The sequence below is a fragment of the Rhodococcus sp. FH8 genome, from assembly GCF_019266085.1.
In the GTDB taxonomy this organism is placed as follows: domain Bacteria; phylum Actinomycetota; class Actinomycetes; order Mycobacteriales; family Mycobacteriaceae; genus Rhodococcus_F; species Rhodococcus_F qingshengii.
Window position 1 is genome coordinate 46,998 of sequence record NZ_LPNQ01000054.1, and the last position, 13,419, is coordinate 60,416.

The 13,419-nt window shown below is 61.4% G+C and carries 12 protein-coding genes and 1 pseudogene; 9 read left to right on the forward strand and 4 right to left on the reverse strand.

Annotated elements, in window-relative coordinates; all coding sequences use genetic code 11:
- The first annotated feature begins 108 nt into the window (after positions 1–108).
- Positions 109–987: a LysR family transcriptional regulator gene (locus ATN38_RS01955; RefSeq protein ID WP_029537275.1), complete on the forward strand. Its 879-nt coding sequence runs from the start codon at positions 109–111 to the stop codon at positions 985–987.
- On the opposite strand, the gene ATN38_RS01960 is transcribed toward ATN38_RS01955, so the two are convergent.
- The 3 genes from ATN38_RS01960 to ATN38_RS01970 are packed head-to-tail and all read right to left on the reverse strand — an operon-like array spanning position 984 to position 4,863.
- Positions 984–2,675: an acyl-CoA dehydrogenase family protein gene (locus tag ATN38_RS01960; protein ID WP_218747504.1), complete on the reverse strand. Its 1,692-nt coding sequence runs from the start codon at positions 2,673–2,675 to the stop codon at positions 984–986. The genes ATN38_RS01955 and ATN38_RS01960 overlap by 4 nt on opposite strands.
- A 10-nt stretch (positions 2,676–2,685) precedes the next feature.
- Entirely contained in the window at positions 2,686–4,191 is a 1,506-nt protein-coding gene (locus tag ATN38_RS01965) for a class I adenylate-forming enzyme family protein (RefSeq protein WP_218747505.1), read from the reverse strand.
- Positions 4,192–4,227: 36 nt separating this feature from the next.
- Complete coding sequence (locus tag ATN38_RS01970) at positions 4,228–4,863, reverse strand: TetR/AcrR family transcriptional regulator C-terminal domain-containing protein (protein ID WP_007735239.1); 636 nt, start codon at positions 4,861–4,863, stop codon at positions 4,228–4,230.
- A gap of 363 nt (positions 4,864–5,226) precedes the next feature.
- Here ATN38_RS01970 and ATN38_RS01975 point away from each other — a divergent pair, with 363 nt between their 5' ends.
- From ATN38_RS01975 to ATN38_RS01995, 5 genes are all read left to right on the forward strand, one after another.
- Positions 5,227–6,573: a hypothetical protein gene (locus ATN38_RS01975; RefSeq protein ID WP_218747506.1), complete on the forward strand. Its 1,347-nt coding sequence runs from the start codon at positions 5,227–5,229 to the stop codon at positions 6,571–6,573.
- Positions 6,574–6,702: a GTP-binding protein gene (locus tag ATN38_RS01980; RefSeq protein ID WP_256931530.1), complete on the forward strand. Its 129-nt coding sequence runs from the start codon at positions 6,574–6,576 to the stop codon at positions 6,700–6,702.
- Between the two features lie 82 nt (positions 6,703–6,784).
- Positions 6,785–7,726, forward strand: coding sequence for an SMP-30/gluconolactonase/LRE family protein (locus ATN38_RS01985; RefSeq protein WP_218747507.1), 942 nt, complete (start codon positions 6,785–6,787; stop codon positions 7,724–7,726).
- 151 nt (positions 7,727–7,877) lie between these two features.
- Positions 7,878–9,695: an ABC transporter substrate-binding protein/permease gene (locus ATN38_RS01990; RefSeq protein ID WP_021346139.1), complete on the forward strand. Its 1,818-nt coding sequence runs from the start codon at positions 7,878–7,880 to the stop codon at positions 9,693–9,695.
- A 4-nt stretch (positions 9,696–9,699) separates the two neighbouring features.
- Positions 9,700–10,446, forward strand: a complete 747-nt coding sequence (locus ATN38_RS01995) for an amino acid ABC transporter ATP-binding protein (RefSeq protein WP_019746137.1) — start codon at positions 9,700–9,702, stop codon at positions 10,444–10,446.
- Here ATN38_RS01995 and ATN38_RS02000 read toward each other — a convergent pair.
- Positions 10,432–11,295, reverse strand: a pseudogene (locus ATN38_RS02000) (DUF6596 domain-containing protein); the annotation flags it as partial. The gene ATN38_RS01995 and the pseudogene ATN38_RS02000 sit on opposite strands and share 15 nt — an antisense overlap.
- Before the next feature lie 48 nt (positions 11,296–11,343).
- On the opposite strand from ATN38_RS02000, the gene ATN38_RS02005 reads away from it, so the two are divergent.
- From ATN38_RS02005 to ATN38_RS02015, 3 genes are all read left to right on the forward strand, one after another.
- Positions 11,344–11,877, forward strand: a complete 534-nt coding sequence (locus ATN38_RS02005; protein WP_020909783.1) for a hypothetical protein — start codon at positions 11,344–11,346, stop codon at positions 11,875–11,877.
- Between the two features lie 74 nt (positions 11,878–11,951).
- A complete protein-coding gene (locus ATN38_RS02010; protein ID WP_020909784.1) occupies positions 11,952–12,698 on the forward strand; it encodes a hypothetical protein in 747 nt (248 codons plus the stop codon).
- Positions 12,699–13,088: 390 nt separating this feature from the next.
- A partial coding sequence (locus ATN38_RS02015) for an aldehyde dehydrogenase family protein (RefSeq protein ID WP_218747508.1) occupies positions 13,089–13,419 on the forward strand: 331 nt, incomplete at its 3' end.

Sequence of the window (13,419 nt, forward strand, 5' to 3'; positions counted from 1 at the left end):
TGCAATGTGAGGCGTGAATCACTATCGTCCGAAATCCATGTAGAGTCCAAGACTTAGTTCGACTCATTTATGTGGAAGAACCACATAATGAAACCCGGGAGGAGCGACATGGAATTGCGTCAGCTGCGCGCGTTTCTCGCAGTCGCCGACGAACTTCATTTCGGCCGGGCTGCCGAGCGACTCCACATCGGGCAGTCCCCGCTCAGCCAGACCATTCGGGCGCTCGAGCGCGAACTCGGCACCGACCTGTTTGTCCGGACCACCAGATCAGTGCAATTGACCGCAGCCGGCGAGGCCTTGGTCACGCCCGCACGAATCATCGAAGCGCAGATCGCCGTCGTACGAGATATCGCATCGGCGGCGTCAACCGGGGAAACAGGCCGTGTCACGGTGGGTTTCGGCGGAACGGGCGGCTACACGGTGCTGTCGGCCCTCACACGATCGCTGGCCGACTCCCATCCGGGAATCGAACTGGACCTACGGCCGCAGATGTACTCGGGTGAGGTGCTCGACGCTCTCCGACGCGGAACACTCGACATGGGCATAGTCGGCCTGCCCATTCCGCGCGGATTCGAGACTCACACTGTGCGCGAGGAAACCTTGATGGTCGCGGTTCCGGCCAGGCATCACCTCAGTGCCCGGGACTCGGTGTCACCGGAAGACCTGGCAACCGAGCGATTCGTGATGTATCCCGCCGAGCACGGCTCGGTGGTGCGCGATGCGACGTTGTCCGTCTGCGCCACAGCAGGTTTCACGCCCACCGTCGCGCACGAAGCCCCCGATCCGTACAGCCTGTTGGCCATGGTCGGAGCGGGGGTCGGGATCGCCGTCGTCGTGGAGTCGACGGCGCATCTGTCCATGGACGGGGTCGTGTACCTGCCGATCGCCGGGGCCACGCCCACGCTGAAAATCGCGATGGCATGGCGACCCAACAATCCGACGCCTGCAGTACACACCGTCACCAGGGTACTGAGGGAGCAGCCTTAGGCTCTAGCGAGAATTCCCGCGAAATCTGTTCCCACAGGCAGAGTTCCGTACTCGTGACCACGGTCGGCGCCGAGGCGAGCGGCAATGAACGCATCGGACGAGGCGGCCGGGGAGTGGCGCACCATGAGCGAAGCCTGCAGCGCCAACGCCATTGCCTCGACGACGGTCCGAGCGCGGAACTGGGCGTCGGCGGGTGCCATCGTGGCGAGCTCACCGAGTTGGCGTCGTACCCGATCGAGGTGATGATCGAGGACCGGGTTGTTGCCGCGAGCGAGGTTGACCTCGTGGTCGAAGGCGGCAACGGAATCGGGTTCACGGGTCATAGCGCGCAGGACATCGAGCGCGATGACGTTGCCCGACCCCTCCCACACGGCCATGACGGGCTGCTCACGGTAGCGACGGGCAAGCGGGAAGTCCTCGGTGTAGCCGTTGCCTCCCAGGCATTCGAGTGCCTCGTAGGAGTGGTGCGGGCCGCGCTTGCAGATCCAGTACTTCGCAACAGCCGTCGCGAGTCGGCGGAACGCCTTTTCCTGCTCGTCCGCGTCCTCGTCCTGCGCGCGAGCCAATCGCAGTGCGGTGATGGTGGCGGCTTCGGATTCGAGAGCCAGATCGGCAAGCACCGAGGTCATCGCCGGCTGATCTGCCAGGACGGCACCGAAAGCGCTGCGGTGCCGTGCATGCCACACCGCTTCGGCGACCGACTGACGCATACCTGCCGTGCTGCCGAGGATGCAGTCGAGTCGCGTCTGGGACACCATTTCGATGATGGTCCGCACGCCACGACCCGGTTCGCCGATCATGGTGCCGACGGTGCCGTCGAGTTCGATCTCGGACGACGCGTTGGACTTGTTGCCCAGCTTGTTCTTCAGACGCTGGATGCGGAAGACGTTGCGCGTGCCGTCAGGCAGGATGCGGGGGAGAAGGAAGCAGGAAAGCCCCTCACCGGCAGCACCTTCGGCCTGAGCAAGAACCAGGAACGCGTCGGACATCGGCGCGGAGCAGAACCACTTGTGTCCGGTGAGCAGGTAGTCCGCACCCGGGCCGCCACGTCCGGCCGGCTTGGCGATGGTCGTGTTGGCTCGCACGTCGGAGCCGCCCTGCTTTTCCGTCATGGACATTCCGAATATCGCGGATGCCTTTCCGGGAGCATCCAACTCGGGGGTGTAGCTCCGAGAAAGGGCACGCGGGGTCCAGATGGCGGCTACATCGGGTTGCAGCTCGAGCGAGGGGATCACGGCGTGCGTCATGGAGATTGGGCACGCGTGGCCCGGTTCGACCTGGGAGAAGAGCATGAATGCCGCGGCCCGAGCCACGTTGGCACCCGGCTTCGGGTCAGCCCAGGCAGAGGTGTGCGCACCGTGCGCAACGGCAGCAGAGATGATCCGGTGATACGACGGATGGTATTCGACCTCGTCGATGCGGTTTCCCCAGCGATCGAAGGTCTTCAATTCGGGGATCACCGTGTTGGCCAGCTCGGCGTCGTGCTGGAATCCAGCACTGCCAACCAGTTCACCAATATCGGTGAGTTCGCTCGTGGCCCAATTGGCGTCGTGGCGCGCGACGCCTTCGGCCAGGACCGTATCGAGCTGGAACTCGTTGACGTCCGTGCGCGGTACCGACTGGTTGAGCACTGCATGGGTGCGATGCGGAGCCGGGTGGGTGACGGTCTTCTCGGAAATATCAGTCATGACAGGCCTTTCAGCTCGCTGCGCGGATGAGGTGCTTCTGGATCTTGCCGGTCGGTGTACGCGGAAGTATGGTCGCGAACACCACTTCACGCGGAATCTTGTAGCGCGCCAACTTGTCCGAGAGGTAGTCCTTGATGTCGTCGGCGCTGATGACATCCGGTTCACGCCAGACGACGTGTGCGACGACGGTCTCGCCCCATTCTTCGTTGGGTTTTCCGACAACGGCGACGTCGACGACGTCCGGGTGGCCGGAGATCACGTCCTCGACCTCCTTGGAGTAGACGTTCTCACCGCCCGTGATGATCATGTCCTTCGCGCGGTCGACGATGAAGAGGTAACCGTCCGCATCCTTGCGCGCCAGATCGCCGGTGCGATACCAACCTCCGTCGGCAAAAGCAGCCTTCGTGGCAGTGGGGTCGTCGAGGTAACCCTGCATGACGGTGTCGGCACGCAGCCAGATCTCACCGATCTGATCGGGCTCCGCGTCGGTGCCGTCATCGGCAACCAGGCGCAGGTCGACGCCGGCCAGCGCGACGCGGCCGATCGAGCCCGCCTTGCTCAACTGCTCCTCGGGGTACAGCACAGTGCCCACCGGCCCGGTCTCGGTCATGCCGTAGACCTGCCGGAATTCGGTGGTGCCGTACGACTCCACCAGTCGCCGAGCGACATCCGCGCCGATCGGTCCGCCGCCGTACAACCACGCACGAACGCTACCGAGGTTGTAGTCGGCAAAGTTCGGCACGAGGTTGAGTGCAGTGGTGTAGATGACCGGCGGGCCGAAGCAGAGGGTAATACGTTGTTCCTGAACAGTTTCCAGGAATTTGACGGGATGGTACTCGCGCAGCAGCACGACGGTTCCGCCCATGTAGAGCGTGGACATGAACCAGTTGTTGAGCGGGGAAGCGTGCCAGATCGGGACGGCCATGAGCAGGCGCTCGTCCCGAGTCGTCGACACGGCGAGGGCCGCGGTGACGGCAACACCGACGACGTTACGGTGGCTGTGGACGCAGCCCTTGGGTGAGCCGGTAGTCCCCGAGGTGTAGAGGATTTCAGCCGGATCGTTCTCGTCGATGTCGATACTGTCAACGCCCTCCTGGCGGGTGATGGCGTCGTCGAAGAAGTCGAAACCGTCTGCGACAGAGTCCGTGCTGATCAGCTTGGCCGTTGTCTCCAGTCGACCGACAACCGGCGCCAACTCACCGTCGAAGACGCACACCGACACCTTCGCGTGTCCCAGCACGTAGGCAACTTCCGGAGTCTGCATCTTGTGGTTGATGGGGACCACGACGGCGCCCAAGCGCCAGGCACCGAGCATCGCGTACACGAATCCCGGAGTGTTGTAACACATCAGCGCGACGCGGTCGCCCGGCTGCACGCCCAGCGACTGCAAATAGCCTGCGGCGCGTCGACTTCCGTCCTGAACCTGGGAGTACGTGTGATCGTGACCGTCGAATATCAGGAAGGGTTTGTCCGGGGTCTTGGTGACGTTGCTGTCGAATACGCGAACGATGTTCATCGAAGTCCTTGTCGGAGAATCACGCTCGAAGAGAGTTCATTCCATCGAGCTGTTGAGTACGGCGTCGGGTATCTGGAGAGTGGCGAAGATGACGGCGACCGCCTCCTCGAGGGAGTAACCGAAGCTCTCGCCGGTGGCAGTTTTCTGAATGACGAGGCCGAAGATCGCAGACCAGAAGGCCTTGGATTCGACGTCGATGCCCGCGCGCAGCTGCCAGCCGGTGCGGATCAAGGTACGGAGGAGGGCTGTTTCACCCGAGGAATGCAGAGTGCGAAGCGTCTCGGAGATCAGATCGCGGAGTTCACCACGGCGACCCGTCATCATCATCGCTTCCACGAACAGTTCGACACTGGGAGCGCCCGAGCCGAGGAGTGATCCGACCAGCTTCTCGGTGTAGTCGCCCACGGTGTCGGCGTCGGCGGCATCGACCTCGGCACGCTTGCCTGCGCGCAGAACGGCTGCACACGCCACCTCGACGAAGAGCTTCTCTTTTGAGCCGTAGTAGTAGGTCACCTGGTTTGGATGGGCGCCGGCGGCGGTGCAGATCTGCGCGATGGACACGCTGTCGCCATGTTCGAGGAAGAGCTCGGTTGCAGCGTTGAACAGCGCCATGCGCGTCTGCTTGCCCGACTCACGCGTCGCGCGCGCTGCGGGAACTGACTCGGTGACCATCACGAACTCCTACTTGTTTGTATGACAAACAATAACTCGGCGTTGTTTGTATGGCAAACAATTTCTCCCGGTACGACCCAAAGTTGCTGCGAAACACTCACATCAACCCCGCGATCGGGAACGTTCGACTGCGCTGGCTGCGCTTCGATACGACGGGTGCATTCCTCCACACTTCTGACTGTCGACCGAGTCCGGACGATTGCTACGCGACAGCATCTGACCAAGCAATGCTGCCATTGTCGTCTGTTCAGATGAAATTTCTTCAACCTCGGTCATTTATCTGAAAATGATTGCTACCCTCCACAGACTATTTCTGAACACAATCTTCCGGCATCAATTGCGTAAGACTTTGAGGAGTAACCTATGTCCCAGGCGCGGTCGAAGCCGTGGATTCTATTTTCACTCCTGCTGATTTCGGCGTTATCGGCGGGATGCTCCGAAGCTCGCAACATCGACGCGTCGAACCCTTCTCCGACCTCGATTCCATCCGTTTCCAGCTATTCCTCAAATCAGAACAGCACCTCGACAGTGATGCCACCAGAGAAGTCGATCCCAAAATCCGTCCAAGTTCCAGAAGATGAACATACAAATGACACTTTCACGATCAATCGAAGTCCTGGAACCTTCTCCCTGGGGTGCAACAACAGTGAAGAGTTACCCAAGGACGGTGTAGTCTTCGACTCTCTGAGTGGAAAATTCTTTCCCCTACCCATACCATCTGTTACGTCGTCCGAAGAGCTTGTGAAAGCGTATTGCACAGTAGCTGGACCACCGGACCGCCTCCGCATCATTTACATCCTGTCCCTCCGCATTCCCGCGTCGGGACTCGAGGTCGAAAAACCCCTAACCAGAACTGTCTCGTATGCACTGGATACACCAGGTGCAGTTGCGAATTACGCGTGGCCAGCACCGATCGGAACTTCGATCGACGAAATTGCTGCGACCAATTTCGGATTTATCGTACGCGTTGGTAACAATTTCACGGGCTTCGATCTCGACACCCTAGAGCCGACATGGGAGCGTAACGATGGCCCAGTCTACGACTCGAGCTTCAACGGGTTGGCCTTTGTTCGCGAGATAGGTTTCGAGAGTGGGCTGAAGGTAGTCATCAACGACGCCTCAACTGGGTCGGAGCTTCAGAATCTGAGCGGATTCCAGCGAGCCACCGAAGGAAAGGACTTTCAAGGGCAGTCCAATTATGGCTGGTTCCTGAGGCATGGATACAAGAACCCGGACAACGACGTCTTCTACTTCGACGCTTCTTCGAAGAAGTTGATCGGACCGTTATCGCCCTATGCGGAGGGGATGCAGCGACATGGTGACCTATTATTAACATACCGTCGGGACAATGTCGATAAGAACAACTTTATCAACATATTCGATATTAAAAAGAATGACTACGTGCTACGTAAAATTGGTTCTGAAGTTTCCGGTCTGAACTTCAGCGAAATCTACGTTGCAGGAAACTATCTTTACATCAAGAACGACACCGAGAGTTCCGTCACCGACCTTCGAACGCTCACCAAAGTGTCTCAGGGGTGGAGCGCGCGACCGATGGATCTAATCGGCACGGATTGGATCTTGTCAATCAAAGGGCCGGTGACAAATCAGTATGTCAATTGCTTCGACGGGGATGGTTTCTATATGTGCAAAGAGCGAGCGGTCTTGGTGCACAGCCCGAACGGGGCCTACCCAGGTCCTTGGTACTGACTGCCTGTCGGTGACTGCCGACAAGAACTCGCCTTCATCGGCCAAGCCATCGACCCGTCTCGACTGCACCGAGAACTCGACGCGTGTCTACTCACCACAGCCGAGATCGAACTCGGGCCAGACGTGTGAACCACCTGGAGCGACCCCCTGGGCGTCGGCTATACCGACCAGACCGTTTGATATTGGTCCGATTTGCCGTAAGTTGTGCGCAATGGGGCTATCACGCAACCGAACTCGGGCGTTGTTGATCGTCGCGGCAATCGCAGCCGGGACCGCTGCCGCGGCAATCGCAGCCGGGACCGCTGCCGCGGCGACGCCGGCGGAGGCCACCTGGACAACCGCGCCGATGTGCGGCGATTGGCAGGTCGAGACCGTAGCCCAGGGGTTGGAACAGCTCGAAAACCTCGAGACCGATGACAACGGCGGGTTCTACCTCTCCGGCGAGTCGAAGATCTATCACGTCGACGCCGAAGGACAGGTACGAACCGTCCTCGACGGCATGGCTGCTCCTGGCGGTTTGCAGCTCGACGGTTCGAGGCTGTCCTTCCTCACCAGACAGGACGGCAAGCTGTGGCAACTGGACACCACGACGGATCGGCTGTCCGCACCCGTCGACTTCGCGGGCAACGGCTTGCTCCGCCTGCCTGACGGCGATCTTCTGACGACGTGGGTCGGAACGGAGGGCGGCCCGTCGAAGGGCGTGTCGCGCTATCAACTTGACTCCCGAACCGTCGTACCCAATTGGGCCGCAGTGCCACGTTCGGAGGGGCTCGCGCTCAGTCCGGATCATCGAGCCGTGTACACCGATGATCTGTTCACAGGTCAGATCATTCGAGTCCCTGTGGATACCCCTGATGCGTGGGCCGTTGTCGCAACCGTCCCGAGCCCGGTACCCGGTCTCGACGATCTGACCGTGTCGCGGGATGGGATGCTCTACGTCGCTGCTCACCTCGAGGGCGCGATCTATCGTGTAGATCCCGAGACCGGGCAGTCCTGCGTCGTCGCTTCGGGTCTGTCGGGTGGGTGGACCGGGCCGAGTTCAGTGCGTATCGGCCGGGACGGCGACGGCTGGGCGCTCTACGTCACCGGCTTCGACGGGACACTGCGCCGCCTGGTACCTCCGGCGGGCGTCGAACTCGCACCCGTTCCGTAACTCCGTTCTCTTCGAGACGGGATTCTCCGACCTGGCGATACTTAAAATCACGCTGATTTGAAGGCATGCCCGCAGCGCAGCGGCCGCTTGTCCGAAAACTGTCAACAGTTCTACACGGAGAAATGGCTACCCTTAGGTTTACGCTGCTCGCATGTTTTCTTCCGTCGCAGCGAAGATCCGCCTGGTGGTGGCACTGCTCCTCACTGCCCTCCTGGCGCTGACTCTGTCATCGTGCTCGAGTGGTTCGGATTCGTCGGCAGCCCCCACAGACCTGTGTGCACCTCCGGGAGTGGGAGCCGCAACCGCGGCCCCCACCAATCTGGATGCGGCAGCGGGTGCGGGCGCCGAAGACCGCTACACCACGGCCACCGTCACCCCGGTCGATCGGATCGACACCTCGAAGCTGAACTTGATCAAACCCGGGGTCATCACGGTCGGCACGCTCGGTGACGCGCCCCCGAGCATCTGCGTCAACTCCGAGAATCAGTACACCGGATACGACAACGAGCTGCTGAAGGCCGTCGCGGACAAGCTGGGCCTGAAGGTCGAGTTCGTCGGCACCGAGTTCGCCGGGCTTCTCGCCCAGGTTGCCGGTCGACGCTTCGACGTCGGCTCGTCGTCCATCACCACCACAGACGACCGTCGCAACACCGTCGGCTTCACCAACGGCTACGACTTCGGATACTTCTCCCTCGTCGTGCCTAACGGCAGCCCGATCACCGGCTTCGGAGACCTGGACGCATCAAAGCGCATCGGCGTCGTGCAGGGAACCGTGCAGGACGACTACGTCGTGAACACTCTCAAGCTCGATCCCGTGAAGTTTCCCGACTACGCCACGGCGTACGCGAACCTCAAATCCGGACAGATCGACGCCTGGGTAGCTCCGTCTCAGCAGGCCGAAGGCGCAATCGCTCCCGGTGACCCGACCTCGATCATCCAGAACACCTTCTCGGTCAACAACTTCGTCGGCTGGGCGGTGAACAAGGAAAACCAGCCGCTGATCGACGCCCTCAACTCGGGCCTCGACGCAGTCATCGACGACGGAACCTGGTCTCAGCTGTACGCCGACTGGGTACCGCGCCAACTCCCTGAAGGCTGGAAGCCCGGATCCAAGGCCGCGGCCACTCCGGAACTGCCCGACTTCGCAGCCATTGCCGCGGAAAACGCAGCAAACGGTGACGGTGGCGATACCGCGTCGTACCAACCGAAGTCGACGCTCGAACAGCTCAAGGACACGTTCTTCGACTGGGATCTGTACAAGAAGGCATTCCCCGATCTCCTCAAGACCGGTCTTCCCAACACCCTGATCCTTGCGCTCGCGTCTGGCATCATCGGCACGGTCCTCGGCATGCTGCTCGCTGTCGCCGGTATCTCGCGCACCCGTTGGCTGCGCTGGCCGGCCCGCGTCTACACCGATATCTTCCGTGGCCTGCCCGCCGTCGTCATCATCTTGATCATCGGGCTCGGCGTCGGACCGATCGTCAAGGGAATCACCGGCAGCAATCCGTACTGGCTGGGCGTCGCGGCGCTGTCACTGCTCGCGTCGGCATACATCGGTGAGATCTTCAGATCCGGTATCCAGAGCGTCGAGTCCGGGCAGCTCGAGGCTTCCCGCGCCCTCGGCTTCAGCTACCGCAAGTCCATGTCGCTGGTCGTCATCCCGCAGGGTGTACGACGCGTTCTGCCGGCGTTGATGAACCAGTTCATCTCGCTGATCAAGGACTCGTCGCTGATCTACTTCCTCGGTCTCCTCGTCACCCAGCGGGAGCTCTTTGCCGTCGGACGTGATCTCAACGCCCAGACCGGCAGCCTGTCCCCGCTCGTTGCGGCAGGCTTGTTCTACCTTGCTCTGACCATCCCGCTGACGCACCTCGTCAACTACATCGACAACCGGCTCCGGACCGGACGCGCCGACACTTCAGGCACGTTGGATCCGCTCGAGCAGGCCATCGTCGTGGAAAGGGGCTGAGGACATGACCACCAGCTCTGAACTGAAGTCCGTATCACTCACCGGCAAGGACCTGCATCTGTCCTTCGGTGCCAACAAGGTTCTTCGCGGCGTCAACCTGCACGTCGACGCCGGAAACACCGTCACCGTCATTGGGCCCTCCGGTTCGGGCAAGTCGACGCTCCTGCGCGTGCTGAACCGTCTGCACGAGCCTGAGCAGGGTGACGTGCTGCTCGACGGGAAGTCCGTCCTGAAGGACAATCCCGACGAGCTTCGCCAGCGAATCGGCATGGTGTTCCAGCACTTCAACCTGTTCCCGCACAAGACCGTCGCCGAGAACATCGCGCTCGGGCCGAACAAGCTCAAGGGGTTGTCCAAGGAACAAGCTCGGGCGCTCGCGCTCGAGCAGCTGGATCTGGTGGGGCTCAAGGAGAAGGCGGACTCGCGGCCCGGCAACCTTTCCGGTGGTCAGCAGCAGCGCGTCGCCATTGCCCGCGCCTTGGCGATGAAGCCCGAGGTCATGTTCTTCGACGAGGCGACGTCAGCTCTCGACCCCGAACTGGTCAAGGGTGTTCTGGCGTTGATGGCCGATCTCGCGAAGTCCGGTATGACCATGGTCGTCGTGACGCACGAAATGGGCTTCGCGCGTTCCGTTTCCGACAAGGTGCTCTTCATGGACCGCGGCGCCGTTGTCGAAACCGGTACTCCTGAACAGCTTTTCGACGATCCCGAGACCGATCGACTGCAGGCGTTCCTGTCACAGGTTCTCTGACCCAGGACGCTTCAGAGATCGACGGGCGTTGATCCTCGACGCCTGAAGCATCAGATGGTCACGTTCGGCGAGGTTGGATGCCTTGTGCGCTGCATCGGCATACAACCTCGCCGCCGTCTCCACGTCTCCGTCGCGTTCACGGAGATAGGCCTCGACTGCGGCATGGCGTGGAAGTGAATCGTCCAGCGCTGCAAGAGCTGCCAAGCCGGCGCGTGGTCCGTCTGCCTCGCCGACCGCCACCGCTCGGTTGAGCCGGACGATCGGGCTGTCGGTCAGGGCTGCGAGTTCGTCGTACCACTCCACGATCTGCACCCAATCGGTCTCGTCTGCTGTGAGAGCGTCGGCATGAAGTGCGGCAATCGCGGCCTGGGCCTGGAACTCGCCCAGTCGGTCGCGAGCGAGGGCTCCCTGAAGGATCACGACCCCTTCCGCGATCGTCTCGGTGTCCCACCGTCCGCGGTCCTGCTCGGCAAGCGGAATCAGGTTGTCGTCTGCGGCAGTGCGCGCGGCGCGGCGAGCGTGATGAAGCAGCATCAGAGCGAGCAACCCCGCCACCTCGGGATGATCGATCGCAGCGGCGAGCTGCCGGGTGAGCCTGATGGCCTCGGCAGCCAGGTCGACGTCGCCGGAGTACCCCTCGTTGAAGACCAGATAAAGGACACGTAGAACGGTGGCGACATCGCCGGGTTGCTCGAACCGGACGCCGGAGACCGTGCGCTTGGCTCGGCTGATGCGCTGAGCCATCGTCGCTTCGGGCACCAGGTAGGCCTGCGCAATCTGGCGAGTGGTCAGCCCACCGACAGCGCGCAGCGTGAGTGCAACGGCGGACGACGGCGTCAACGACGGGTAATTGAACTCGTTGACGCCCCATGGATCTTGCAACCGAGCGTCGATTCGATGCGTTCTCGGCTCGTCCAGGGAACGGTGCGCGACGAGTCCGCTTCGCTAGCCAACCGAGTTCAGCACGTCGCAAAAGAACGAGGCATGGAGGTCAGCTTCGAGGACGCCCACGATGCCGTGGTCTATGTCCATTCCTCCAGGTATCTCGCCGAGGTAGGCAAAAACTCAAGCGACCTCGACTTGGGCTCGGCACGCTCACAGGCAGTCGTGAGGGATCTGCCACCCGCGGTCGACAATCGTGTCAATCGTGACTTCGATGTAGCCGACGATTCTTCAGAAAGCGGGGCAGACAGGTCACATGCACGCGCCTCTGGTTCCTATACCGACGCACCACGTGAGCCTGCCGAGAGTGGTGCTGAACCTGTCGGAGAACAGGCTCCCACGGTCGCCAAAGATCGCTTGAACACTGTCGCGGTCGATGACGGAGTCCGCATCGATCCACTCGCGGCTGCTGCGGCACCAGCGAAGAATCAGTCCAAGCGCAGGTCCGAGCCCACCGCGCCGAAGCCGGATCACGCGTCCACGATCTAGCCGCGTGGCTGACCCAAACCGCGGAACGCCGCAACAGCGGACAGAAGGTCACAGCCGCCAAACCCATCAAAGAAGTGCTCGGACACTTCAAGAGCGCACCGATCGACCAGACCCGAATCCAGGTTCTCGCCGCCGCCGCCGCTGCCCGCCATCTCGAAGGCGAGCAATCAACCAACGCACAGCGACTCAACCAACTCGTCCAGGACAACGACGCCCGACTGAACGCAATACGCGACCACGAGCGCCGCAGCGCAGCTCTCGAACACAAAGCGAACGGATCCTCCCGCGAAGAGATCGACGCTTGGGATCAAGAACGGATCCAACGCGATGCATCCACCGATCGCCAGGTCTTCAACGCCGCCGCAGCCGTCGCCGCGGGGTACGTCGCAGCCCGAGGACTACCGGCCTACGATCAGCTCGCACAGCTGTCCGACTCCCAACTCGGACCTCTCCCCGAAGCGCCGACCCCGGAAACAGATCCGCAGACACCGACACAAGGTGGACCGTCCAAAACCGAAAACGTCAAGGGCGTGCTCGACTCCGTCGGTGGCGGGCTTGCCCAAGCCGTTGGTCCGGTCGCCGGCGACGACGAAGTCGCCGCCAACCTCTCACCGATTAACCTCACGCAGGCCGCCGAGGAACTCGCGCAACTGGCGGCATCCATCGCCCCGGCCATGAAAGCGGCAATGGGCAGCCACCCTCGATCGATCAAAGAGCTACTGAACATCGAGCAGACTCCGGACGAGGAAAACGAAGTCGCGTTCGAGCAAGACCCAGCACGACGCCGTGAATCGGAACGCGAATCCGAATACGCGCTGTAGCGAGCAAAAAGCCGTATAGACAACATCGACGTCGTCCCGGATCCGGGACGGCGTCAGTCATTTCGTATGCGGCTAAGAAGGGAAGATCCTGCTACGCCAGTATCGATCCGCGATTGCCGGGAACTGTTGTCCTGATCCTATCGAGTATCGGCGGTAGACAACGTAATTCCGTCAGATACCTCGAGGAGTGAATGTTATTCGGTGAAGAGACGTACATCCGCTTCAGGAGTTTGGGTTCGTCGTAGATATTTCTCTTCCAGGCTGAAATCTGTGATGAAGGCAACGAATTATCGTGGACGCCCAGTCCCATACACAGGCTATGTCATTGGTGCATACGAGATCGCAGTTTTTGCATTTGTTTGAAACATGTTGCGGGCCAATAGTTAGTCCATGACCTCACAATGCGACGGATGGATCCGCAACTACGTGGATGGCTCCTACGTCGAACCCGACGCGTCGTCGAGCTTCGACCAGGTGGACCCCGCAACCGGCCGTGTTCTTGCCAAGGTCCATGAGGCCGACAAGGCCCTGGTCGATCGGGCCGTGACCTCGGCCAGACGCGCTCTGGACAACGGTTGGGCCGATACGCCGGTCCGAGAGCGGACGGCTCTGCTGCGACGCGCCGCCGACCGGATCGAGGAGCGATTCGAGGAATTTGTCGCCGCGGAAATGGCGGACACCGGCAAGCCGATCACGCAGGCACGCGAACTCGACGTCGCGC

Bases quoted from the DNA above. Each gene is read 5' to 3' on its own strand.
- ATN38_RS01990 (WP_021346139.1), top strand. From the start codon at position 7,878: ATGTTTTCTTCCGTCGCAGCGAAGATCCGCCTGGTGGTGGCACTGCTC.
- ATN38_RS01975 (WP_218747506.1), top strand. From the start codon at position 5,227: ATGTCCCAGGCGCGGTCGAAGCCGTGGATTCTATTTTCACTCCTGCTG.
- ATN38_RS01955 (WP_029537275.1), top strand. From the start codon at position 109: ATGGAATTGCGTCAGCTGCGCGCGTTTCTCGCAGTCGCCGACGAACTT.
- ATN38_RS02005 (WP_020909783.1), top strand. From the start codon at position 11,344: ATGCGTTCTCGGCTCGTCCAGGGAACGGTGCGCGACGAGTCCGCTTCG.
- ATN38_RS01965 (WP_218747505.1), bottom strand. From the start codon at position 4,191: ATGAACATCGTTCGCGTATTCGACAGCAACGTCACCAAGACCCCGGAC.
- ATN38_RS01970 (WP_007735239.1), bottom strand. From the start codon at position 4,863: ATGGTCACCGAGTCAGTTCCCGCAGCGCGCGCGACGCGTGAGTCGGGC.
- ATN38_RS01995 (WP_019746137.1), top strand. From the start codon at position 9,700: ATGACCACCAGCTCTGAACTGAAGTCCGTATCACTCACCGGCAAGGAC.
- ATN38_RS01960 (WP_218747504.1), bottom strand. From the start codon at position 2,675: ATGACTGATATTTCCGAGAAGACCGTCACCCACCCGGCTCCGCATCGC.
- ATN38_RS01985 (WP_218747507.1), top strand. From the start codon at position 6,785: ATGGGGCTATCACGCAACCGAACTCGGGCGTTGTTGATCGTCGCGGCA.